This window comes from Acinetobacter sp. I-MWF (genome assembly GCF_025433935.1).
Lineage (GTDB): Bacteria > Pseudomonadota > Gammaproteobacteria > Pseudomonadales > Moraxellaceae > Acinetobacter > Acinetobacter guillouiae.
The window spans coordinates 284,554-308,583 of sequence record NZ_JAMBAR010000001.1 but is presented as its reverse complement, the minus strand read 5'-3'; the positions used below and the strand labels follow the sequence as shown (position 1 = coordinate 308,583).

Annotated in this window: 24 protein-coding genes; 14 read left to right on the top strand and 10 right to left on the bottom strand. The window is 38.8% G+C overall.

Annotation, left to right across the window (positions count from 1 at the left end):
• Positions 1-453 precede the first annotated feature (453 nt).
• Genes pilB through coaE form a run of 4 tightly spaced genes read left to right on the top strand, consistent with a single transcriptional unit; the run spans position 454 to position 4,939 of the window.
• Positions 454-2,169, top strand: a complete 1,716-nt coding sequence (gene pilB, locus M2R48_RS01460) for a type IV-A pilus assembly ATPase PilB (RefSeq protein WP_105714638.1) — start codon at positions 454-456, stop codon at positions 2,167-2,169.
• 27 nt (positions 2,170-2,196) lie between these two features.
• Positions 2,197-3,426: a type II secretion system F family protein gene (locus tag M2R48_RS01455; protein WP_262087433.1), complete on the top strand. Its 1,230-nt coding sequence runs from the start codon at positions 2,197-2,199 to the stop codon at positions 3,424-3,426.
• 5 nt (positions 3,427-3,431) lie between these two features.
• On the top strand, positions 3,432-4,313 hold the full coding sequence (locus M2R48_RS01450) for a prepilin peptidase (RefSeq protein WP_262087431.1): 882 nt from the start codon (positions 3,432-3,434) through the stop codon (positions 4,311-4,313).
• 26 nt (positions 4,314-4,339) lie between these two features.
• Positions 4,340-4,939, top strand: a complete 600-nt coding sequence (coaE, locus tag M2R48_RS01445) for a dephospho-CoA kinase (protein ID WP_262084866.1) — start codon at positions 4,340-4,342, stop codon at positions 4,937-4,939.
• An 83-nt stretch (positions 4,940-5,022) separates the two neighbouring features.
• Here coaE and M2R48_RS01440 read toward each other — a convergent pair whose 3' ends face one another.
• From M2R48_RS01440 to M2R48_RS01430, 3 genes are all read right to left on the bottom strand, one after another.
• Entirely contained in the window at positions 5,023-5,934 is a 912-nt protein-coding gene (locus M2R48_RS01440) for a DMT family transporter (RefSeq protein WP_262084865.1), read from the bottom strand.
• A gap of 38 nt (positions 5,935-5,972) precedes the next feature.
• Complete coding sequence (gene rlmB, locus M2R48_RS01435; protein WP_004818598.1) at positions 5,973-6,728, bottom strand: 23S rRNA (guanosine(2251)-2'-O)-methyltransferase RlmB; 756 nt, start codon at positions 6,726-6,728, stop codon at positions 5,973-5,975.
• 160 nt (positions 6,729-6,888) lie between these two features.
• Positions 6,889-7,212 carry a pyrimidine/purine nucleoside phosphorylase gene (locus M2R48_RS01430; protein ID WP_004718357.1) on the bottom strand — a complete coding sequence of 108 codons (324 nt, stop codon included), beginning with the start codon at positions 7,210-7,212 and terminating at the stop codon, positions 6,889-6,891.
• A 530-nt stretch (positions 7,213-7,742) separates the two neighbouring features.
• Between M2R48_RS01430 and recN the strand changes: the two genes are divergently transcribed.
• The 4 genes from recN (at position 7,743) to M2R48_RS01410 (ending at position 11,440) form a co-directional block, all read left to right on the top strand.
• A complete protein-coding gene (recN, locus tag M2R48_RS01425) occupies positions 7,743-9,404 on the top strand; it encodes a DNA repair protein RecN (RefSeq protein ID WP_262084864.1) in 1,662 nt (553 codons plus the stop codon).
• Positions 9,405-9,721: 317 nt separating this feature from the next.
• Complete coding sequence (locus tag M2R48_RS01420) at positions 9,722-10,276, top strand: YqgE/AlgH family protein (protein WP_004718361.1); 555 nt, start codon at positions 9,722-9,724, stop codon at positions 10,274-10,276.
• A complete protein-coding gene (ruvX, locus tag M2R48_RS01415; RefSeq protein ID WP_004718362.1) occupies positions 10,269-10,712 on the top strand; it encodes a Holliday junction resolvase RuvX in 444 nt (147 codons plus the stop codon). The genes M2R48_RS01420 and ruvX overlap by 8 nt, the downstream gene beginning before the upstream one ends.
• 14 nt (positions 10,713-10,726) lie before the next feature.
• Positions 10,727-11,440, top strand: a complete 714-nt coding sequence (locus tag M2R48_RS01410; protein WP_262084861.1) for an SDR family NAD(P)-dependent oxidoreductase — start codon at positions 10,727-10,729, stop codon at positions 11,438-11,440.
• Between the two features lie 53 nt (positions 11,441-11,493).
• Here the strand turns inward: M2R48_RS01410 and M2R48_RS01405 are convergent, their stop codons facing one another.
• Genes M2R48_RS01405 through M2R48_RS01395 form a run of 3 tightly spaced genes read right to left on the bottom strand, consistent with a single transcriptional unit; the run spans position 11,494 to position 14,849 of the window.
• Positions 11,494-12,504, bottom strand: coding sequence for an HlyD family secretion protein (locus tag M2R48_RS01405; protein ID WP_262084860.1), 1,011 nt, complete (start codon positions 12,502-12,504; stop codon positions 11,494-11,496).
• Between the two features lie 51 nt (positions 12,505-12,555).
• On the bottom strand, positions 12,556-12,762 hold the full coding sequence (locus M2R48_RS01400; protein WP_151957579.1) for a DUF1656 domain-containing protein: 207 nt from the start codon (positions 12,760-12,762) through the stop codon (positions 12,556-12,558).
• Between the two features lie 2 nt (positions 12,763-12,764).
• Positions 12,765-14,849, bottom strand: coding sequence for an FUSC family protein (locus tag M2R48_RS01395; RefSeq protein WP_262084859.1), 2,085 nt, complete (start codon positions 14,847-14,849; stop codon positions 12,765-12,767).
• Between the two features lie 545 nt (positions 14,850-15,394).
• Here M2R48_RS01395 and M2R48_RS01390 point away from each other — a divergent pair.
• Together M2R48_RS01390 and M2R48_RS01385 are read left to right on the top strand one after the other, a co-directional pair.
• Complete coding sequence (locus tag M2R48_RS01390) at positions 15,395-16,183, top strand: IclR family transcriptional regulator (RefSeq protein ID WP_004818582.1); 789 nt, start codon at positions 15,395-15,397, stop codon at positions 16,181-16,183.
• Between the two features lie 313 nt (positions 16,184-16,496).
• Positions 16,497-17,198, top strand: coding sequence for an NAD(P)H-dependent oxidoreductase (locus M2R48_RS01385; protein WP_262084858.1), 702 nt, complete (start codon positions 16,497-16,499; stop codon positions 17,196-17,198).
• Here the strand turns inward: M2R48_RS01385 and M2R48_RS01380 are convergent.
• Positions 17,183-17,806, bottom strand: coding sequence for an alpha-ketoglutarate-dependent dioxygenase AlkB family protein (locus M2R48_RS01380; protein WP_262084857.1), 624 nt, complete (start codon positions 17,804-17,806; stop codon positions 17,183-17,185). The two genes, M2R48_RS01385 and M2R48_RS01380, sit on opposite strands and share 16 nt — an antisense overlap.
• 111 nt (positions 17,807-17,917) lie before the next feature.
• Between M2R48_RS01380 and M2R48_RS01375 the strand changes: the two genes are divergently transcribed.
• The 3 genes from M2R48_RS01375 to M2R48_RS01365 all read left to right on the top strand — a co-directional run bounded on the left by M2R48_RS01375 (position 17,918) and on the right by M2R48_RS01365 (position 20,214).
• Positions 17,918-18,088, top strand: coding sequence for a hypothetical protein (locus M2R48_RS01375; RefSeq protein ID WP_262084856.1), 171 nt, complete (start codon positions 17,918-17,920; stop codon positions 18,086-18,088).
• A complete protein-coding gene (locus M2R48_RS01370; RefSeq protein ID WP_262084855.1) occupies positions 18,085-18,279 on the top strand; it encodes a hypothetical protein in 195 nt (64 codons plus the stop codon). The genes M2R48_RS01375 and M2R48_RS01370 overlap by 4 nt, the downstream gene beginning before the upstream one ends.
• Before the next feature lie 132 nt (positions 18,280-18,411).
• Complete coding sequence (locus M2R48_RS01365) at positions 18,412-20,214, top strand: ABC transporter ATP-binding protein (RefSeq protein ID WP_004718377.1); 1,803 nt, start codon at positions 18,412-18,414, stop codon at positions 20,212-20,214.
• A gap of 201 nt (positions 20,215-20,415) precedes the next feature.
• Here M2R48_RS01365 and M2R48_RS01360 read toward each other — a convergent pair whose 3' ends face one another.
• The 3 genes from M2R48_RS01360 to M2R48_RS01350 are packed head-to-tail and all read right to left on the bottom strand — an operon-like array spanning position 20,416 to position 22,828.
• Entirely contained in the window at positions 20,416-20,667 is a 252-nt protein-coding gene (locus tag M2R48_RS01360) for a DUF6587 family protein (protein ID WP_262084854.1), read from the bottom strand.
• A 29-nt stretch (positions 20,668-20,696) separates the two neighbouring features.
• Complete coding sequence (gene feoB, locus M2R48_RS01355; RefSeq protein ID WP_034613576.1) at positions 20,697-22,559, bottom strand: ferrous iron transport protein B; 1,863 nt, start codon at positions 22,557-22,559, stop codon at positions 20,697-20,699.
• Complete coding sequence (locus M2R48_RS01350; RefSeq protein WP_004718380.1) at positions 22,559-22,828, bottom strand: ferrous iron transport protein A; 270 nt, start codon at positions 22,826-22,828, stop codon at positions 22,559-22,561. Before M2R48_RS01350 ends, feoB begins: the two co-directional genes overlap by 1 nt.
• Positions 22,829-22,996: 168 nt before the next feature.
• On the opposite strand from M2R48_RS01350, the gene xerD reads away from it, so the two are divergent.
• Positions 22,997-23,914, top strand: coding sequence for a site-specific tyrosine recombinase XerD (gene xerD / locus M2R48_RS01345; protein WP_004718381.1), 918 nt, complete (start codon positions 22,997-22,999; stop codon positions 23,912-23,914).
• Positions 23,915-24,030: the final 116 nt, after the last annotated feature.

Sequence of the window (24,030 nt, the reverse complement as noted above, 5' to 3'; positions counted from 1 at the left end):
TGAGCAGGCAAGGCATGAAACGAAGAGAATAGCGAGACTATTTTCGAGTTTCATAACGTAGGCTGAGATAATTTTAGCCACAACCCTGAGCAAGAACAAAGCACTGCTTTGTTTGCAGCGCAAGGCGCAGCGGGGGACTAGCGTGTTTTTTGACGCTACGTGTTACCTTGCGAAACGATGTTTCTCATCATTTAGAATGACTAAATTTCGTATCTCGCGCCTAGTATCGCCTAAAAAACACACGTAGTCGCTAACATAGACGAATTGTCAACAACCCCTAATATAAAGCAAAGAAACATAAATCATTTCAAAGATAACGGTAAAAAGCCTGATTGGCTCAAGTTATTTTCAAATATGTTTCTATAAAAAATACGTTTAATTCTAGATATTTCTAAGGATCATCGTATAATTTTCGTATTCAAATTATAAAATGAAATTTAATGTGTTTTGGGGATGTCTATGCAAAATGGTTCACCTAAGTTTTCGGGGTATATCCGTCGCTTAGTCGACGAAGGTTTTTTATCTGCCCAGCAAATGAAAGATGCGCTCAGTAACGCTCAAAAAAATAAAGTGAGTATTGTTGCTTATCTCAGTGAAAAACTAAATATACCGCCACTGATCATTGCTGAAATGATCTCCCAAGAATTTGGAGAACCCATTTTTGATCTTGATAGCTTTAATCCTGACATACTGCCCAAGGAGCTTATTGAGCCAAATTTAGTCACTAAGCATAAAGTGATTCCTTTGGTACAACGTGGCAATATTTTATATGTCGCCACCAGTGATCCGACCAATATAGAAGCGCTGGATGCCATTCGTTTTAACTGCGGTTTGAATATTGAACCGATCATTGTTGAACATCATAAATTAGAAAAGTATTTAGAAAAGCACTTTACTGTAGAGGAAAGCTTTAATTTTGGTGATGAAGATTTTGATGTTGATATCATTGCCACTGATGACAACCCTCCATCAGAAGATGATGACGATGAGGCTTCAGAAGAAGAAGCACCTATTGTTAAATATATCAATAAACTCTTGATCGATGCGATTCGTATGGGTGCATCAGATTTACACTTTGAACCTTATGAAAAAAGTTATCGGGTGCGTTATCGTGTAGATGGAGTACTAAGAACCATTACCAATCCCCCCTTGCAATTAGCTGGCCGTTTGGCATCACGTCTAAAAGTGATGTCTAGAATGGATATTTCTGAAAAGCGTGTTCCGCAGGATGGCCGTATTAAGTTAAAAATATCAAAGACCAAAGCCATTGATTTTCGTGTGAATTCACTACCGACATTATTTGGCGAAAAATTGGTACTGCGTATTCTTGACCCTTCCAGCGCAATGTTGGGTATTGATGCGCTGGGTTATGAAGAAAAGCAAAAAGCATTATTTATGGAGGCCTTAGAAAAACCTCAAGGCATGTTACTGATTACTGGCCCCACAGGTTCAGGTAAAACTGTTTCTCTCTATACGGGCTTAAATATCCTCAATACAGAAAGTTCAAATATTTCCACAGCCGAAGATCCAGTTGAAATTAACTTGGAAGGGATCAATCAAGTCAACGTTAATCTTAAAGCAGGTCTCAGCTTTTCGGTCGCACTAAAATCATTCCTGCGTCAAGATCCTGACATTATCATGGTCGGTGAGATTCGAGATCTCGAAACTGCCGAAATTGCGATCAAGGCGGCTCAAACGGGGCATATGGTGATGTCTACCCTACATACCAACAGCGCACCTGAAACATTAACCCGTTTACGTAATATGGGTGTACCTTCATTTAATATTGCCACCTCAGTCAATCTTGTGATTGCACAACGATTGGCAAGACGTTTATGTAATCATTGTAAAGCACCCGTTGAAATCCCTAGACAGAGTCTGTTAGAAATGGGCTTTACCGAACAAGACTTAAGCAACCCTGACTTACAAATTTTTCAACCTGTGGGCTGTAATGAATGCCGTGAAGGCTATAAAGGTCGTGTCGGGATTTACGAAGTGATGAAAGTAACACCTGAGATTTCAAAAATTATCATGGAAGATGGCAATGCGCTGCAAATTGCGGCGGCATCGGAGAAATTGGGGTTTGATAATTTAAGACGTTCAGGTTTAATTAAGGTCATCAATGGCTTAACTTCTTTACAAGAAATTAACCGTGTGACCAGCGAATAAATATAATCAATATTCAAGGAAATTATGATGGCAGCTAAAAAAGCTCAAATGATGCCTACATTTGCTTATGACGGGGTTGATCGTAAAGGGATCAAAATCAAAGGCGAACTACCTGCTCGCAATATGGCACTGGCCAAAGTCACCTTGCGAAAACAAGGCATCACCATTAAAACCATTCGAGAAAAAAAGAAAAATATTCTTGAAGGCTTACTAAAAAAAGGAGTTTCAACCCTAGACATTACCATTTTTACTCGTCAACTCGCCACGATGATGAAAGCGGGTGTACCATTAGTACAAAGCTTTGAAATCGTTGCAGAAGGACTAGAAAATCCCTCTATGCGTGAAATTGTACTGGGGATTAAAAGTGAAGTTGAAGGGGGAAATACCTTTGCTGGCGCATTAAAAAAATACCCTCGCTATTTTGACAGCTTGTTTTGTTCATTGGTCGAATCTGGTGAACAATCTGGTGCTTTGGAAACCATGCTTGATCGTGTGGCGATCTATAAAGAAAAAAGTGAATTACTCAAGCAAAAAATTAAAAAAGCCATGAAATATCCAATGACTGTAATTGCAGTCGCAATTATCGTTACTATTATTTTAATGGTGAAAGTTGTTCCTGTCTTTCAAGGCTTATTTAGCTCTTTTGGTGCAGATCTCCCCGCATTTACTCAAATGGTGGTGAATATGTCCAATTGGATGCAAAGTTATTGGTTTATTTTGATTATCTTTATTGCTGTTGTGATTACTGCTTTTTTAGAAGCCAAAAAACGCAGTAAAAAATTTCAGGATTTTCTAGACCGAACAGCACTGAGACTGCCTATTTTTGGCGATCTGGTTTATAAAGCCATCATTGCACGCTATAGCCGTACACTTGCCACAACATTTGCGGCAGGGGTCCCTTTAATCGAAGCTTTAGAGTCAACAGCTGGTGCAACCAATAATGTGGTTTATGAACAAGCGGTAATGAAAATTCGCGAGGATGTCGCCACTGGGCAACAATTGAACTTTGCCATGCGTGTCACCAATAAATTCCCCTCTATGGCCATTCAAATGGTGGCGATTGGAGAAGAATCGGGTGCGCTTGATGCGATGTTAGATAAAGTTGCAACGCATTTTGAAAATGAAGTCGACAATGCGGTGGATGGTTTAACCTCAATGATGGAGCCATTAATCATGGCGATATTAGGTGTTCTTATTGGTGGTCTAGTGATTGCGATGTATCTGCCTATTTTCCAAATGGGTTCAGTGGTTGGTTGATAATGATGAATATGTTCCATGATTTGTTAAATTTTCTGATTCAATCACCAATAGCACTCTATCTGACTATTGGTGTTTTAGGCTTATGTGTTGGTAGTTTTTTAAATGTAGTCATTTACCGTACCCCCAAGATGATGGAAAAAGAATGGCGACAGGAATGGCATGCAGAATGCCAACTACTGGCAGGCTCACAACAGATTGTGATTGATGAAGAAAAGCTCAGTCTCAGTCAACCAGCCTCTACCTGTCCCAAATGTAAAACTCCAATTCGTTGGTATCAAAATATCCCCATTATCAGTTGGTTGGTTTTAAGAGGCAAATGCGCTTCGTGTCAAAACCCGATTAGTATTCGTTATCCATTGGTTGAACTTTTAACTGCGGTGTGTTCATTGACAGTCGTTGCTGTTTACGGTCCAACGCTACAAATGGTTTTTGGTGTGTTACTGACATGGGTGCTGATCACGCTTACTTTTATTGATTTTGACACTCAGTTACTTCCCGATCGCTTTACCTTAACCTTAGCTGCAATAGGTTTAGGTATTAACTCATTTCATCTCTATACAACAGCAAGTGCTGCAATCTGGGGATATATTATTGGTTTCCTGTGTCTTTGGATTGTCTACTATCTATTTAAAATAGTGACAGGCAAAGAAGGCATGGGCTATGGTGACTTTAAGCTGCTTGCTGCACTTGGCGCTTGGATGGGGCCCTTGATGTTACCGTTAATTATCCTACTGTCTTCTATAGTGGGTGCGATCATTGGTATTATTTTACTTAAGATTCGTAAAGAAAATGTCCCTTTTGCCTTTGGTCCTTATATTGCAATTGCAGGATGGATTGCATTTTTATGGGGTGAGCAAATTATGAAAGTATATTTAGGTCAATAATTTCAACACAGTATTAGGAATGCGCAATGACGTTTATCTTGGGTTTAACAGGTGGAATTGGTAGCGGTAAATCCGCAGCAAGTCAGTGGTTTGAAACCCAAGGGATTACAGTTGTTGATGCTGATATTGTTGCAAGAGAAATTGTTGAAAAAGGACAGCCCGCGCTTCAAAAAATTAAAGAGGTTTTTGGGGATTGGGTACTATTAAGCAATGGTGAACTTGATCGTCGTGCATTGAGAGAACATATTTTTAAAGACCCATTAGCACGACAACAACTTGAATCAATTACCCATCCTGCGATTCGCGCTGAGATTATTCAACAATTACAAGCAGCAACCAGTCCTTATGTGATTTTGGTTTCACCGCTACTGTTTGAAACCAATCAACATGAACTCACTCAACGCACGCTATTGATTGATGCCAGTGAGGACATGCAAATCTTACGTGCTGCACAACGAGATGGCCAATCCATCGAACAAATTCAAAAAATTATTGCAGCACAAATGCCACGTCATGAAAAGCAAAAATTAGCAGATGATATTGTGCTCAATGATGGGCATATTGATCATCTATATGCAAAATTAGAGTCTTTACATCAACAGTATCTAAAACAGGCACAGCAGTAAATTGTGTGTCTCATCATTTTCAAATAGGTTTCTTTCAAATAGATTTTTATCAATCAATTTTGCATCAATTTAACCTGTTTGATCTATTTCTTCTCATCCAACTGCTTTTGCAAACTGTCTTTATGGGTAAACCAACGCCACGGTTGTAAAGCACCAATGCCCATACCAATCAAGCCACACAGCATCGCAAGGCTTATAGGTTCATTTAACAAAGGTACAGCGATAATTGCGGCAATAAAAGGCGCAAGTGTGACGATACTGCCTGTTTTAAAAGCACCTAATCGTTTAATTGCTTCGACATAAGCCAAAGTCGCAATGATCACCACGAAAATACCGTGAAACAACGTTTGCATGACCAAATGTGGTGTGGACACTTGATCTAAATGTTTAGGTAAAAACAACAAATAAATTGGGACATAAACGATCGCCGACCAAATCGCAACACCTGCCATGGCGTGCCATGCGGATAGTTGCCATTGACGCAGTAATACAGTAAAAGTCCCCCACCAAATTGCACTGATAAAAAACAGTAAATCACCAATACCAAAAGCAACGCCTGTTTCGCTATACATCAAAAAACTCATCACAGAAATCGCAGAGAGCATGATGGTTAAACTGATCCATATATGATTATCAAATGGTTGGCGATAAAGTAAAAAACCAGCTAAAGCTGTACACAATGGAATACAACCATTTAAAAAAATGGCTGCATGTGCCGCAGGGACAAAGTGAAATGCAGTATATGACGTCAAACAATAGGCAACACCGCCAATCATTGCCAAAATAAAAGGTTGTTTGTTAAATAGAAAAGTCGTGTCTTTTTTATAGATTAAAATCGGCATCAGAATACAAAATGCCAAAGAAAAGCGTAATGCGGTGATATCCCATGGACTGATATGCCAAATTGCATTCAGTCTTGAGGTTATCGTAAAACCTCCCCAAATACACATTGTAATGGCGACATACATGTAGCCTTGAGTACGGGAGGTCATCATGTTGCTTCTCTAATCTTACCGATACAATTTAAACTAAATCATTCACTTTGTTGACGTTGACGACATGCTTCATACAACGCCATACCAGTAGCCACACTTACATTTAAACTTTGTAAGTTTCCAGCCATCGGAATAAATACAGTTTGGTCACATTGCGATTGGGTGATTGGACGTAATCCAGTATCCTCCGCACCCATCACCACACATACTGGTGTTCCTGTAAAATCAAACTTCTGAATAGGTAATGCTTTTTCATCGAGCATAGTACCGACCACACGGACATTATAATTTTCTTTGATTTGTCCAAGCGTACGCGCCAAATTGGTGACTTGAATAAACTTCACTTTTTCAGCCCCACCTGCTGCAACTTTACGAGCAGTCGGGGTCAATGTTGCCGCACGGTCACGCGGAACAATCACCGCTTCTACACCCATAGCTGCCGCTGTACGGATACATGCGCCTAGATTATGCGGATCCGTGATATGGTCTAAAGCCAGCAATAAAGGTTGTTGGGTTGACTCTAGAAGCTGATCTAAATCTTTTTCATTTAATACAGGATGTGGGCGAACAGCTGCGACCACGCCTTGGTGAAAAGGTTGACCTGCCAACTTTTCCAAGCTATCGCGACTTGCTTTTTGGACACTGATTCCAAAAGGCTCTGCAAGCTGGAGAATGCGCTGTAAACGCTGATCATCACGACCTTTTAAGGTAAATAAGGTTAAAACACGTTCAGGTTCTAACTCCAATAATGACTCCACTGAATGAACGCCATAATAATATTCGGACTTCGCCATGAACAACCTCATTAACAACATGATGATAGAAATGAAAAATCCTGCAAAGCCAACTTTACAGGATTCTATTTGATGCTTTAGTCTAACCGATTTAGCTTAAAAATTCTTTGCCTAATTTAAAAACAACAGCATAGGTCTGTTTTAAGCAAAGCTTTTTTCATTAGCCTTCTAAATGGCAAACGTAGTCTAAAACGTCATCCGTTTCAATTTTAAAACGACTATTGCCAGGCACATAGAATGACTGACCTGCGCGGAACAACTCACTTTCTTCACTGTCTGCGATTTTAACGCGACATTCACCAGAAATAATTTCCATACGTTCAGGCACATGTGTTTCAAATGTTAAAGCTTCTTCTGTTGGAAGAATGACCCCTAAAGTCTTTTTGGTTCCGTCTTCAAACTGCACAGTGTGGCTAATACATAAACCGCCAAAATATACATTAGATTTTTTAACTACTGATACATGATCATACTGAGCTGACATGCGTATTCTCCAGATAATGCGCATTTATAAAAATTATGTTCGATGTAGTTTAATGTTGCTCCGCAAACTAATCAATCTATGTTTTTAAGGTTAAGCTATTTCTATTTTTGCTCTGCTTTATCAGTCCGCTTATATCAAAGCTTAAGCTTCTCTAACAATAAAGACCAAAAACCACAATACACGTCACCAAGAATACCAATCCTGTGGATGCTCAATTTATTCCCTACTTAGACTGAAGAAATGTCTTGTTTCAATATTGGCTGATAAAAGATGCAGATCAATAGATTCAAATGTCTGTTGCATAAAATCAGTCATAAAAAATCTAGATATTTGCTTCATTTTTTATCTAATTCAACAGGATTTATCTATTTTGATGTTTTTACTGGCAACTTAAGCAAAGGAAATTACATTTTCATATTAAAATTATTTAGAATGCTTAAAATTACTTCGTATTAGAATACCTTCTGACTTGTGACCACAACAAAACTTCACTATCTTAGAACTTCACCGTTCGCAGCTTGGATGCGTTTATGCTGACACACTTAAATCTGATCAATTTTGCTTTAGCTGATAACCTTGCTATTGATATCGAGCAAGGGTTCAACGTGCTTACAGGTGAAACAGGTGCGGGTAAATCATTATTATTAGATGCGTTGTCAGCCTGTTTAGGTGAGCGTACCGATACCAATTATGTGCGTTATGGTGCTGAAAAAGCCGATATTACGGCGGTTTTTAGCTATCAAGTACAGAGTCCAGAAGCAAATTGGCTTAACACTCATGAATTAGATGATGAATCTGGTGAAATTCATTTAAGACGGGTGATCTTTGCAACAGGTCGCAGCAAAGCATGGATCAATGGTCGTCCCAGTAGCCTCGCTGAATTAAAAGAACTTGGACGCCTCTTGGTACAGCTATACAGCCAACATAGCCAACAACAACTGCTTGAGCCGCCCTACCCAAAGCACTGGTTAGATCGTTATAGTAATTTTTATCAGCCTGCCCAAGATGTGCGGGATGCGTATAGCACTTGGCAAAAAAATATTCGTACACATCAGGCGGCGATTGATGCACAAGCCAATCGCCTGCAACGTATTGACACTTTAAAATTACAACTTGAAGAACTCGAAGATGTCATTCGTATTGATTATAAAGAGATCGAACAAGAATTTGATCGTTTAAGTCACCATGAACACATCATGCAAGACTGTGGCTATAGCTTAAATGTTCTTGATGAATCTGAACAAAATATTACCCAAGAAATTTCTTCAATTATTCGACGTTTAGAATCGCATGCTGGACGAAGTGAACTGCTGTCTGAAATTTACAATTCATTGATCAACGCACAAAGTGAAATTGATGATGCAACAGCAAATTTACGTCAGTTTATAGACCGTCAAAGTTTTGATCCTGAACGTATGGATGAGTTAAATACACAACTCGAAGTCTTTCATCGCTTGGCACGTAAGTACCGTATTCAGCCCGATGAACTCAAACAGCAATATGAAACATGGCAAAATGAATTAGAGCAACTACATCAACTTGAAGATCCTGAAACCCTCGCTGAGCAAGTTGAACAATCTCATCAAGTGTTTGTAGAGAAAGCACAACATTTAGATCAGATTCGTCGTGATGCCGCTGAACCTTTAGCCAAACAACTGACTGAGCAAGTCAAACAACTGGCGCTACCAGAAGCACATTTTGAATTTAAATTTGAACCATTGGAACAGGCTTCTGCGGAAGGTTTAAGCTTTATTCAATTACTCTTTACTGCCAATAAAGGTATTCCACCTCAACCACTGGCACGTGTTGCTTCTGGTGGTGAGCTCTCACGTATTGCATTGGTCATGCAAGTGATGAATGCCGAAAAAACTGAAGCAGAAGTTTTAGTGTTTGATGAGATTGATGTCGGAATCAGTGGTGGTACCGCTGAGATTGTTGGACGTTTATTGGCAGGCTTGGGGCAACACGTTCAAATTTTATGTATTACTCACCAAGCTCAGGTTGCGGCCCAATCCGATCAACACCTATTGGTGAAAAAACTACAAACAGATCCTGCAAGTAGTACCATCGTTGCACTAGAAGAAGAGCAACTTATTTTAGAATTGGCACGAATGACAGGCGGTATTGAAATTGGTGAAACCACTTTGCAGCATGCAAAACAATTAAGACAATTGAAATTTCAGCCATCTTAATACTTCAATCTAGTGTATAAAAAAGAATGCTCCTATAAAAACCAGTCCAACGTTACTGGTTTTTTATTCCTATTTTGAAATATAAGCGCTTTCATCTATTCACTCGCCGTATTGTTATCGCTTTTATAGGGATGTACATTTTTATTTGGACACCATTTTGTTTATATTTTAAACATATTGATGAAAAACTTGGGTTGTTTTTACAGGCTTTTAAAATATTCACAACCTATTGATATTAATTGTGCTATTTATATAGATATAGATTTTATTTAAACAATTAAAAATATTTAAGCGGATTGAAAAGGAGTTGCATATCGGTGCCAAAACAATATCTTTCTCATCGCTGCTTGATTGCACCACCTGATCTTGCTGATGATTTCTTTGCCAATACAGTAATCTATCTTGCCCGTCATGATGAAGATGGTGCGCAAGGTATTATTATCAATCGACCTTCAGGTATTCAAGTCAAAGAACTTCTGAATGACTTAGAAATTGAAGCAGATAATGTGCATCCGCATGAAGTCTTACAAGGTGGTCCATTGCGTCCTGAAGCGGGTTTTGTGATTCATACAGGACAACCAACCTGGCACTCTTCGATTGCCGTGGGTGAAAATCTGTGTATTACCACCAGCAAAGATATTTTAGATGCGATTGCACACAATGAAGGTGTTGGTCGTTATCAAATTGCATTGGGCTATGCCAGCTGGACTAAAAATCAACTTGAAGATGAAATTACCCGTGGCGATTGGTTGATTTGTGATTCAGACATGGATTTGGTGTTTAATTTGCCTTATACCGACCGTTGGGATGCTGCTTATCGTAAAATAGGGATTGATCGTACTTGGTTATCTTCTGAGATTGGACATGCCTGATTTTAATTCCCCACAACTGATTATTGCATTTGATTTTGGTACACAAAAAACGGGAATGGCTGTAGGCTCCTCCATGATTGAAAGTGCAACACCGCTTGCACTTTTCCCAATGAAAGATGGTATCCCCAATTGGGATGAACTGCTTAAGATCATCAAACAGCATCAACCAAATTTATTTCTGGTCGGCTTACCATTAAATATGGATGATTCCGAGTCAGAATTATCCACACGCGCACGCAAATTTGCACGACGTTTACGTCATCAAACCAATATTGAAACTCTGATGGTCGATGAGCGCTTAACCACACGTGAAGCACGAGATGAACTCGATCATTACCACGCGCAAGGCCGAGCAAAGAAATTAGCAGCGGATAGTATTGCAGCTGCTTTATTTATTGAAAGTTGGTATCGAAACCCTGAAGGCATTACCCCTTAAACTGAGCATTAAAAATGTCAAAAACTTATGTCATCTATGGTGTAAGCAAAGGCTTGGGACAAGCTATTTTACACGCAGTACCTCAAACACAAGATCTGGTTTTTGGTATTTCACGTTCTCAACCACAGTGTGACCTTGTTCATTTCAAATGGATCTCTGCTGATTTATCAAAACCTGAACATGCTCGGGATTTAGTTAAAAATCAAATTCAAAACCAGCCTATAGATTATCTGATTTACAATGTGGGGATCTGGGAAACAAAAGCCTTCCAAGCAGATTATGACTTTGAACAATGCACTGACATTGAAATATCAAGTTTAATTCATACCAATATTCAATCCTGTATTTTGGCAATTCAATCCTTGATTGAGAATCTTAGATTGTCTCCAAATGCAAAAATTATCTTGATTGGTTCTACGTGGGGACTAGATAATCATAACGGTAAAGAAGTGGTCTTTTCAGCCAGTAAATTTGCCCTCAGAGGCATTGTCCACGCTCTTCGAGAAAGCTTACGCAAAGACCAGATTGGAGTAAGCATATTAAATCTAGGCTACTTAGCGACTGAATTTGATCTGAATACATCTGTAGATGAAGTTTTACAACAGAGTAATCATGAGTTAATTCCCTTACAAGACGTTATTCTTGCCATCAAATTTATCTTATCCACCAGTCAAGCCAGCTGTGTTAAAGAAATTAATATGCCCGCTATGGCAGACTTAAATCTATAAAAAAACCCATTTTTCAATGGGCTTCAAGATCAAAGTTTAATGATGGATGATGGTTATTTTTTTGCTTTTTCCAAAATATGTACTGTCACGGTACGCCCTGCGACAAAGGCCAATGAATCATGGGGTACTTCATCTAAAATAATTTTCACAGGTACCCGTTGAGCCAAACGTACCCAGCTGAATGTTGGATTTACATTGGCCAATAAGCCTGATGAAGTGGTCCGTTCACGATCCTCAATCCCTGAAGCAATCCCTTGAACATGGCCTTTATATTTCAAAGAATCGCCCATGAGTTGTACTGTTGCAGGATCACCTAGATGTATTTTATTGAGTTTGGTTTCTTCAAAATATCCCACAACATAGAGCTGTTTACGATCAAGTAAAGCGGCAACAGCTTGCCCAACTTTGACATAATTCCCTGCACGCAAATCAAAATTTGATAATGTTCCATCTGCTGGTGCAATCACTTCTGAACGTTGCATATTCAATTGCGCCAAATGCACACTACTGATTGCTGCCTCAATCAAGGCTTTTTGTTGTTTGATATTGGCTTCTGCTTGTTGTACCGCAGCTTGCAATTGCTGATGCTCTGCATGGGACTGATCTCGTGTAGCAAACATTTGATCTTGTTCTTGTTTAGAGATCGCTCCATTCATCAGGTCTGCATATCGACGTGCATTTTTATCTGCAAGATTGATATTGGCTTTTGACTTCACAATATTGGCTTTTGCCTCAGCAAGCCCCGCTTCTGCTTCAGCCAGTCCTGACTGGGCTTTTGCAAGATCTGATTTTGCTTGTTCCACGTCTAAAGTTTGGCGTGCTAAATCGATTTTAAAAAGCACCTGCCCTTTTTTCACGGTTTGGTTATCTTGAACCATCACCTCTGTGACTAAACCAGCAATATCAGAAGACACTTGAATAACATCGCCACGGACACGCCCATCACGTGTCCAAGGTTCTGCATTGTAGTAATTCCAGATATGCAGCGCACAAAATATCGCAATAATCACCACGATACCCAATGATATCGGCCGGATTGCCTTACGTATATCAAACGTATTCATTTCAATTTTCCAATCATTAAACTTAAAAGTAAATCAGCTCTATTACAGCGGCTAAGTCGTCATCTGAATAAATACCCAATGAATCAACCATAATAAAATCAAATAGATACAAATATTAAAAATTCCAGGTAATGCAATCCATTCTTTTTCAACCAAGCGATCTGTACCAATACACACCACTTTCCAGATGATGAATGCCAGAATTGCTTGAATTAAAAATATTGGGACATAAACACCATAAATGTTGAGCTCACCCATATTTATGCTCCCAATAAAACAGTTGAAGGTTGTGCATCAACCAGATGAATATGACAAATACTATTACGAATATTATTCACAGAAATTTCTATACGCTGTCGGATATCTTGATCACCTACCGTTTGCGCATCTTGTAAGACTTGATCAAATTGCTGAATCAATGCTTGTCGTAAGTTATCATCAGGCTGAGTTACAGCTTTTTCGATTAACCACTGGTTAAGTAGGCCTTGTAATTTAACAATTGCACTGGTCGTCGTAGATTCAGGCGACAATTTTTGGACCAGCTCCTGCAAACGAGTTAAATCAATTGCGGCACTCGACTCAATCAAAGCATTATTAATTTCGATTTTGAGCTGTTCTGACTGAATCAATTTGGTATTTAACACGCCAATACGATCAAGCATACTGCGTAAATGAATTCTAAAGCCCGTTCCATAAGACATCGCAATACTTTCCCGCATGGCTTTATAGTGTAAAGCCAACATCCGTTTTACTGTCATTTCAGGGGACATTGAACGTACCATTTGCATAATACAAACCGTGATAATCGGCCCAATCACGGTTGCAATCGAAGCATCAAAAAAGGTGATCTGATCCATCAAATAACGGTTTTGCAGATTTAACCCCATAATCGTACTCATAATCAGCGGTAAACCCAGTGCATGCAAAGGCGGGTGTAAATACAACATCACACAGAACATAATAAAGGGGGCTAATACAACGGCTAACTCCCAAAATGCGGTGATATGCGGAAAAATCCCATATGCATAAATAAAAACCAAAATAGCGGCATAAATACTGGAGCGGATAAATATTTTTAGTGCAGGTACAGGGTCATCTAAAAAGGTCAAAATACATGCTGTAATTGCGGCCATTTCTGCCACCATAAAGCCCATTTTCCAGCCACTTAAAATCCAAAATGCACAGGCAATGTTGGTTGTTAAAAATGCCGATATCCCGCCACGTACCGCAACGCCATAATCACGATGTAAACTGGGATAGGTTGTGGTTAAAGGTACAATGGACTCAGGTAAGCTATGATTACCTTGCTGCATGCATTGCCAAATAAACTTCACTGCACGAACATTTTGAATAAAATGGCGAATATCCATTTTTAGACTGCCCAAAATCACCTGTTGTTTAGCAGTTGCATGTTCAGTGATGGTTTGAAATTCTTGGTCAAAATGTTCAGGTAAGTGCTTAAGCTCATCTTCAAGAATGGCATTCTCACCTTCTAAAAAATCATCAATCTTTTGATGAAACTCAAGCAGATACGGACGATAAGTTAAATCAATTTGATCCAGTTGCTTGATCCGTTCTGACATTGCGACCAAGTTAGCCACTAACATCGTCACTTGATGTAGCAACTCTTGGAGTGGTTTGGTCATGCCTTTAAATTTTGAAGTTTCATAACTTAAATGCACAGCCATACTATGAATATCTGTTGTATCACGCGTGATATTGGTCAATAGCTGAGTATAATTATCTGTATGTGCCGGATCAGACAAAATTGAGTCAAAAGCCTGTTTGGTGTCTTGCATGGTTTTAGTGACACGGAGTTCGACTACAGGCCCAATATGCATAGGAAATATAGTGGCAGAGACCACTGCACTACACACCACACCCAACGAGATTTCTAAGAAACGACCCACTGCCATGTCAAAAATGGACACCGTCTCGATATAATAAATCGAGTTAAAACAAATAATCACTGCGGTATAACCCGCTAACATCACCACATAACTGCGTGGTGATCGGTCGATTAAAGACAGATATAGACAGATCCCCACCCAAGTTGCCAGTACAAAGGTAAATAACCAAGGGGTATTAACCAAATGAGGCATCACTGCGATAGCAAAAATTGCTCCGATCAAGGTTCCTAAAATTCGATAGATACTTTTTGATGCCATCATGCCCGAATAAGGATTGGCAATCACAAAGACTGTACCAATCGCCCAAATCGGATAGCTCAGGTTGAGCTCAAATGCGATATAGAGTGCCAGCATTCCTGCAATGAAAGTTTTGCTCGCAAAAATCCAATCGAGTTTATTGGGTCTAAAAGCCAATAAGGGTTTGATCAGTAACATGCAAGCAACTCACTATAAATTCAATTTCATTGATTTTCTCTGTCATCTCTAGCTCTCTAAGATCTAGGAAGCTGATATTCACCACTTTTATAAGGGATTGTTGTACACATCACATTTTCTTTTCTTAGCGACCAAAAAACCGCACTGCTTAGTCAAATAAACAGTGTGGTTAAAAAAAAGATGTGAATAGAAGAACAAATTTAGGCATCTGCTCAAATACAACGATTGAGTAGAGAAGGACTCAATTTATGATAAAAATTTATACTTCTAGAAAAGTATAAATTCACCATTGGATATTCATATCAGCAATAATCTCAAAAAAAACACAAATAATCAATAAAAATATCTCATTTTGATAATATAACTAAATATAATTTACTTTAGTGTTCAAATGTAGTGCTTTTTCTCAAAATAACCACTAAAGTTAAAAATGTAGAATCATTTGCATTTACAATGCAAATTCCACTGTTTTTTCTTGAACAATTTGTTATAAAGTAACATTCATTATTATTTTTTTTGATTCTCACTAATTGAGTAGGTCATCAATGGCACTTTCCAGTTTTGGCAAAATTCTCACCGTATTGGATTTATTTTCGGTGTCTCGCCCAGTAATTAATGTCGATGTGATTTGTGAAGAGCTTGGTTTATCTAAACCGACCAGCTATCGCTATTTAAAAGAATTAGTTTCGGCTGATATTTTGCAACGCTTAAATGGAACTTCAGGCGATTACACCCTTGGTCCTAAAATTGCTGTGATGGACTATATTTCTAGAACCACCGATCCATTGGTTCAAATCAGCAAACCATTTATGCAAGAAATTTCAGAACGTACAGAGCTTTGCTGTTTACTGACACATTTAAATGATGACTATTGTATTGATGTTCATCATGAGGTGTATCGTGATGAAACTTTACTTTCTTATGGTCGTGGTTGCCCTCGTCCCGTATTTATGGGCTCTTCACCTAAAGTGATCATGGCGCATTTATCTAAACAGAAAATTCATGAATATTACCTTCGCTTTGCAACACAATTAACTGAAGTTGGTTTTGCTGAAAATGAAGAAACCTTTGTTAATAAAATGAAAAAAATAAAAAAACAAGGTTATTATTTTTCACAAGGTGAACTTGATCCAAATGTTTCTGGCTTATCTATCCCGGTGAAGTTTTCAAGTAAAGAAGCGCCTTTAGCATTGACCGTACTTGCTTCAAAAAATCGTTTTGAATACGTCAACACCCCAAAACTAATTGAAACCTTGCAAGAGTCTGCTGCACAGATTGAAAAACGCTATCAAGCACTCTCTGCCAATGACCAATTATCTGAATTTCACCCATAAGCGCAATCATCTTGATAATTTAACATTTTGTAATGTTTTTATCTCTTGATAATGTTTTTATATTCTCATAATATGATTATGTTCTTCAGTAATCCATGATTTTTTGGACATTGTTTTTGCGAAGACAATTCCTCCTCAGAGTAAAGAAGCCTATGTGTTTAAACATAGGCTTTTTTATGTGCAATTTTTTTATCCATTGAGTTCACTTTTAAGCCATTAAAAAAATAATTAGAGTAATTGGCGAATCATTTTCATTGAGGAATAATCTAAACCACCCAATAACAATGATGCATAATTTTAATTAAGGAATGTTATGAATATCCTCATCGTCCATGCACACCCCGAACCCCTTTCATTTACAACTGCGATGAAAGATCATGCTATTGATGTCTTGGAAAAATTAGGGCATCAAGTTGAGGTTTCAGACTTGTATGCCATGAATTTTAATCCAATCGCATCACGAGAGGATTTCTCAGAACTGAGTCATCCTGAATATATGAATTATGCTTTGGAGCAACGCCATGCTTGTAAAAATAAGCAGATTGCCGCAGACATTCAGATTGAAATTGAAAAAGTACAAAAAGCAGATTTAGTGATTTTAAGTTTCCCCATGTATTGGACATCTGTACCTGCCATCTTAAAAGGCTGGATTGATCGCGTATTCGTTTCAGGTATTTTCTATGGTGGTAAACGTTTTTATAACCACGGCGGCATGGTGGGGAAAAAAGCCTTGTTAAGCTTTACTTTGGGTGGCCGTGAACATATGTTTGGTGATCATGCGATTCATGGTTCAATTGAAGACTTGTTACTGCCGATCCAACGTGGAACTTTAGCTTATGCAGGCTTTGACGTGCTGCCACCATTTACCGCTTACCATGTCCCTTATATTTCTAATGAAGCACGTCAACAAATCCTGCTTGATTATCAGCAATATTTACATAACTTAGAAAATTTACCTGCATTAGACTTTCCTAAACTTGAACAATTTGATGACAAGCTTTATCCACTTGGATAAAAGTAACGAAAGGTCAAATTTACACGAGGCGCTAAAATTCGTGTAGATTTGGCGAGGGTATGTTTCCAATAACGTTGGGTCTGCCCTTGCATCACAATCAACTGACCACTGTGTAAAAGTAAATCTACTTTTTTAGCTTTCCACTTGTGCTTAAAACTGAATTTTCGAGTAGCACCTAGACTCAATGAAGCAATCACCACATTGTGGTTGGGCGCTTCCAATGATGGCTCATCATCACTATGCCAACCCACGCCTTGTGAGCCATTTTCATATAAATTTGCCAAACAGGAATTATAAGTTTGCCCTGTGAGTTGCTCGATATGCTGTTTGAGTCGATATAAAGCGGGATTCCAGATATGGGCTTGTTTTGCCATACCTGAATAATGATATTGGTAATCATCATCGCCATACCACACCACTTTGCGCTCAGTTTTATAATATTGGCCATGCAAATAAACTTCATCATGTTGCCAAGCCAAATGCTGTAGGAAATAATTTAAATATTTTTGACTTTGTTTATGATCCAAAATTAAGCCAAAGTCTTTTACTACCCCATCATAAGGCAGTAAATTATCTTGTGCTTCAGGTTCAAATAAATCTAAATTCATTGTCTAAAATGAGCGACTGGTTAATCCAACAATGAATCAATATTTAACATGAAACAAGTCATTTTTGATCAAAATTAAACAACTTTAATATGAAGAATAGTAGGTCATATCATGGGTAAATATTTAAATGAACAGTGGTATATAGAAGGCGTCCAAGCCTATTTAGCCAAATATGGCGAAGTCCCACCGCCATGGATTTTTGCACCAGAATACCATCCTTATTCTATAGGATGGCGAATGGGAAGCGGAGAATCACATATGATGTATTTAGATGAAGGATGAGTCAGCAAAAAATGAGCTTTGCTGAAAAGGTCAACTATTTGCATCGTTACCCAGCACCACCACGTTGGTATCAATGGCTGGTTCACTTTCTATGGGATGATCTTCCATATGATATGGAAGATCAAGACTATCTCAAGTATTTTGAAAAGCTTAATCAACTCGGATTTAAATTAGCAGACCAATTTCAATAGGATTTTGATCGTGAAGATTTGGACTAGTGTAAAACATCATTAAAATCTTTCACAATTCAAAACATAGCAATCACTTGTAGCAAAGTTTATTCAGCTTTAGACTAAAACCAAGCTGATAAAAAGCAAAAACCTATGAATTTATGGCAATTATTTCAAAAATTACGCCCCTTTGTACGTCCCTACCGCTGGCTTGTCATCGTCACCTTAGTGTTAACGTTGATTGGCTCACTCACCGCTCAGGTTAATGCTCTTACACTTAAATATGCTGTAGACAGCATTAACCAGCTGATCCAAGCAGGACAAGGCCTAGCGGATGGATGGCACATTATCATTACCATTACTGTGGTTTTATTGGCCAAAGAAGTCATCAATGCAATTGTTCAGTTTGGGCAAAAATCATTTGGTGAAAAACTCAGAATTTTAATTTCACAGGACCTATCTCAGGGCATTATCGAAAAGTTTATTACCTATCGATTGGCCTTTTTCGATCAGAAAAATAACCAAGCTGGAAAATTACAAACCCGTATCGACCGTGGAGTAAGCTCGCTCACTCGACTGGTACAAATCTTTTTTATTGATATTTTACCTTTATTTACCAGTGCAATTATTGCTTTAGCCCTAATGTATTATGCCAATTTTTGGGTGGGTGTAGTCGCGACAATCATTGTACCAATTTACTTTTGGCTGACCTTTAAACAATCACAAAAGCTTTCTGGCAAACGTCGAGCCTTACGCGATAACATGGAAAAGAAGAATCAAGGTATTTTGAGTATTATTAACTCAATTACAGTGATTAAATCTTTTAATAAAGAGGCTGTTGAATCCACCAAGCAACTGAATTTACAAAAATCACTGACTGAAAATCAGATGCAAACTCGACAAACCAGCTATATTTTTGATGGTTTAAAAACCTTTATCGAACAAGTTGGTGTAGTCCTGATCATTATCTTAACTGCTTATTTTGTTTTAGATGGACAAATGAGTATAGGAATGATCATGTACCATGTATTGTTGTTCAATAACGTGTCTGCACCGATCCGCTCTTTGCACCGTATTTATGATGAAATTAACTCGGCAATGATCTATTCAGAAAGCTTCTTTAGTATCTTAGAAGCAGATCATGAAATCGAAGCCAGTGGTTTAATGAAACCTCAAATTCATGGCAAATTTGAATTGGAAAATGTTGATTTTATCTATCCGAATGGTCATCAAGCCTTACATCGGATTAACATGACTATTCAACCCAATAAAATCACAGCCTTAGTCGGCTTATCAGGTGCGGGAAAATCAACCTTAATCAGCCTATTGGATAAATTTTACGCCCCGAACTCAGGCTGTATCAAACTCGATGGGATTGATTTAGAACAACTCGATACACACTATTTAAGAGAACATATTGGCTTAGTATTGCAAAAGAATCATATTTTCCAAGGCTCAATTTTAGAAAATATTCGTTATGGTAAGCCCCATGCAAGCAATGAAGAAGTCATCGCAGCTGCCAAAAAAGCCTCGATTCATGAGCAGATTTTAAAATTACCGCATGCCTATGAAGCAGATGCCTTGCTATTGTCTGGCGGACAGCAACAGCGAATCGCACTTGCTCGAATGTTCCTTAAAAACCCGCCAATTATCTTTTTAGACGAGCCCACAGCGAGTTTAGATGCCATCGCTTCAGAGCAAATCAAACAAAGTTTAGATGAGATTAAACAAGGCCGAACTGTGATTATGATCTCGCATAGCCTTTCACAAATTATTGATGCCGATTACACCTATGTGATGAAAGAAGGACAAATCGTTGAGCATGGTGAACATCATGATCTTTATCATCAAGATGGTGCTTATAAGGAAATTTTTGATGCGATGGCTAAAAGTTTAAATATCGAAAAAATTGCACGAACTTTTGAAGATGATGGTGAAGAAGAAACCCATAGCTAAAGTCTAGTTGGTGCTTTATATCAACCTACAGAAGCTCATACTGATTAAATTGCTTTTTGCAGCATTGGATCATCCAAGATATGTCTATCAGATAGCGATATAAATTATCTTTTACGAACTACTATTCCCATATACAAATAAAAAGCCACTCTATGTTCTAGAATGGCTTTTTTCTTTTTAGGGTAATAATTTAGAGGCCAATCATTTCCATTTTACGGCTTGGACTTCAACTTTTTTAGGATTGTCCGTTTCAGCACTACTACAACCACAACCGCCACCGCATCCACTCACCATCGCAGGCTGAATCCATTTGGCTAAACGATTCCAACCTTGCGACTGACAAAATTGAGCCAGTTTAGAAAACACCGAATACGCTGACTTTGGGAAGACTTTCTTAAATACAAAAATTGTACTCCAAATCACCAATACCGCAATAATCAAAAATTCAATCATCTCTAGCTCCTTTGCTTCAAGATTCTGGCTTATAGACCAAAATAACGTGACGCAATTTGATAAGTGAGGAAAGCCATTAAATAAGCCAAACCAAATAGATAAACTGTCATACCAGCAACAGTTTTCCAAGAACCTGTTTCACGTTTTACCGTAGCCAATGTCGCTAAACAATGCGGTGCATAGATAAACCACACCAACAACGATAAACCTGTTGCAACTGACCAGCTTAAATCACCCTGACTGATCAGATGTGATAAACCTTGAGCAACTGCATCATCATCCGCTGCGGATAAAGCATAAACAGTACCCAATGCAGCAACCACAACTTCACGTGCTGCCATCGCTGGAATTAAAGCAATACAGATTTGCCAATTAAATCCAAGCGGTTCAAAGATTGGGTGCATCACATGCCCCAACATCCCAGCAAAAGAGTAGTCAATATCGGGTAATGTCGCGCCTTCTGGTGGCTGAGGGAATGTACATAAGAACCATAATAAAATCGATAAAGCGAAGATAATGCCGCCGACGCGCTTTAAGAAGATCTTGGCACGGTCTAACAACCCAATCCATACACTTTTTATATCTGGGATACGGTAGCTTGGTAATTCCATCAATAAAGCATGTTGTGATTTATCTTTCTGGAAAAATTTCAGCACGGTCGCAACAATGAGTGCGCTCACAATTCCCGCCATATATAAACCGAAGAGCACTAAACCTTGTAGATTAAGGAAGCCCCAAACCATTTTCGCTGGAATAAATGCAGCAATCAGCAAGGCATACACTGGCAAACGCGCTGAACATGTCATCAACGGTGCAACCAGTATCGTCACCAAACGATCTCGTGGATCACTGATACTTCGAGTCGCCATGATCCCAGGTACCGCACAGGCAAAACTGGATAACAGTGGGATAAATGCCCGACCACTTAAGCCTGCTTTAAACATCAATTTATCGAGTAGAAATGCCGCACGCGGTAGATAGCCTGACTCTTCTAAAACCAAAATAAAGAAGAACAGAATCAGAATCTGTGGCAAGAACACCACTACACTACCTGCACCTGCAATGATCCCATCGACCACTAAGCTGTGAAGTAGTGGCTGGGTAATAAACTGCCCAATCCAGCCACCAAACCAGCCAAAAAATTCTTCAATACCATCCATAAATGGCGCTGCCCAAGCGAATACTGCTTGGAAAACAATAAACATCATCAGCGCAAGGCTAAGAAGTCCTAAAACGGGGTGTAAAAAAATCTTATCGAGAAAATCAGTACGTTTGTCTTCATGATCTAAAAAAATCACCACATCTTTTAAGATTTGGTCAATTTTTTCATGATTGGAACCTGAAAGCTTAACATCACTCAGTTCTGCACTTGGTGTGTGGAATTTTTCATTTTCCAAAGCACCCATCAAGTTTTCAATCCCTGCATTACGCACAGCAACCGTTTCCACCACGGGAATACCTAAACGCTGTGATAATTTTTGGGTATTGATCTGCATCCCACGACGACGCGCTTCATCCATCATGTTTAATACAAGCAGAATCGGTTTGCCTTGTTCAATGACTTCAAGCACCAGTCCCAAATGTAATTTTAAGTTGGTTGCATCCACTACACATAAAAATGCCTGTTGATCTTGTTCACCGGCAATTTTCCCCAAAACCACATCACGGGTAATGGCTTCATCAGGACTGGCTGCATCAAGGCTATACGTTCCAGGCAAATCCAGAACACGCACCGCACGACCAGAAGGTAAATTAAATGTACCCACTTTACGTTCAACAGTCACCCCAGCATAGTTGGCAACTTTTTGACGCGTACCGGTTAAATGGTTGAAAAGTGAAGTTTTACCGCAGTTAGGATTTCCCACTAAAGCAATACGTAAAGTTTCGCTCATCATGCGGAAGCTCCTTCTAATGCCTGATGTATTTCAATTTTTTCGGCTTCGATCTTGCGTAACGCAAATCGAGTAAAACCAATTTGAATGAGAATAGGATCACCACCAAAAACACCTTTTGTGATCACTTGTACACGTGTGCCAGGCACAAAACCTAGAGTTTCTAAACGACTCGCCACTAAATCTGGCTGATTGACATTATCTTGCGAGGTACGATTGACCTTTGCGATAATGGCAGTTTGCTTTACTTTCAAGTCTGACAAACGCACAGCAATTAACCCTAAAATTTACACGATAGACAGACTATTATACATACAAATGAGAATAATTACCAAGTAAGGTTTGATTACAATTCTCATTCAAATACGATATTCGACTTATGTTTTCTTTTAGTCTACATTCCATCAACTAATAAGTTTTAAACACCACCGAAGACCATGCTAAATAAGAAACCACGTATTCCTGCTGCTGTTGCCATTCCTGAAAATCTAGGCTTTTTACAGGGATTCCGTGACTATTTAATTGCGCAAACGGTCAGTCCTCATACAAGAAACGCCTATTTATCTGACTTAATTCAATGTAGTGAATGTGTAAATTCTTACCTTCCGAATTGGACACATGAAGACATCTCCGATGTGCTTATTCAACTCACTAAACAAGGCAAAAGCCCTCGGTCAATTGCCCGTTCACTTTCTGCTTTACGTTCGTTTTTTAAGTTTTTACGTGAACAAAAGATTCGTTTAGATAATCCTGTCGCGACCCATAAAACCCCAAAACTCGGACGAGCATTGCCTAAAGATTTATCGGAGCAGGACGTTGAAGCACTGATCCAAGCACCAGACGTCACAACAGCGTTAGGTTTGCGTGATCGCGCCATGTTTGAAGTGCTTTATGCTTGTGGTTTACGTGTTTCAGAGCTTCTCAATTTAAGATTAGATTTGATCAATTTAAAACAAGGCTATTTAAGAATCACAGGTAAAGGCAATAAAGAACGTTTGGTGCCTTTGGGGGGCATGGCATGTGAATGGGTGGAAAAATATTTAACAGAATCTCGCCCACAACTGTATAAATCCGCTACCGATTATCTATTTCTAACCCAACATGGTGGCATCATGAGTCGTCAAAACTTTTGGTATGCCATCAAACGTTATGCCTTACAAGCTGGGATTCAAGCAGAGCTATCACCACATACCTTACGCCATGCTTTTGCAACGCATCTTTTAAATCATGGTGCTGACTTACGGGTGGTGCAAATGCTTTTGGGGCATAGTGATTTATCGACCACACAAATTTATACCCATGTCGCACAAATCCGTATGCAACAGCTGCATGAAAAATATCATCCACGCGCTTGATGACTGAGCATGGCGTGTATATCAGCAATTTACATCCCTTAATCAAGTTTTAAAGTACACTATTAAAAATTTTGTTATGCTAATTCCCTCAAATCATGCTGAAGAAACATAAAGAG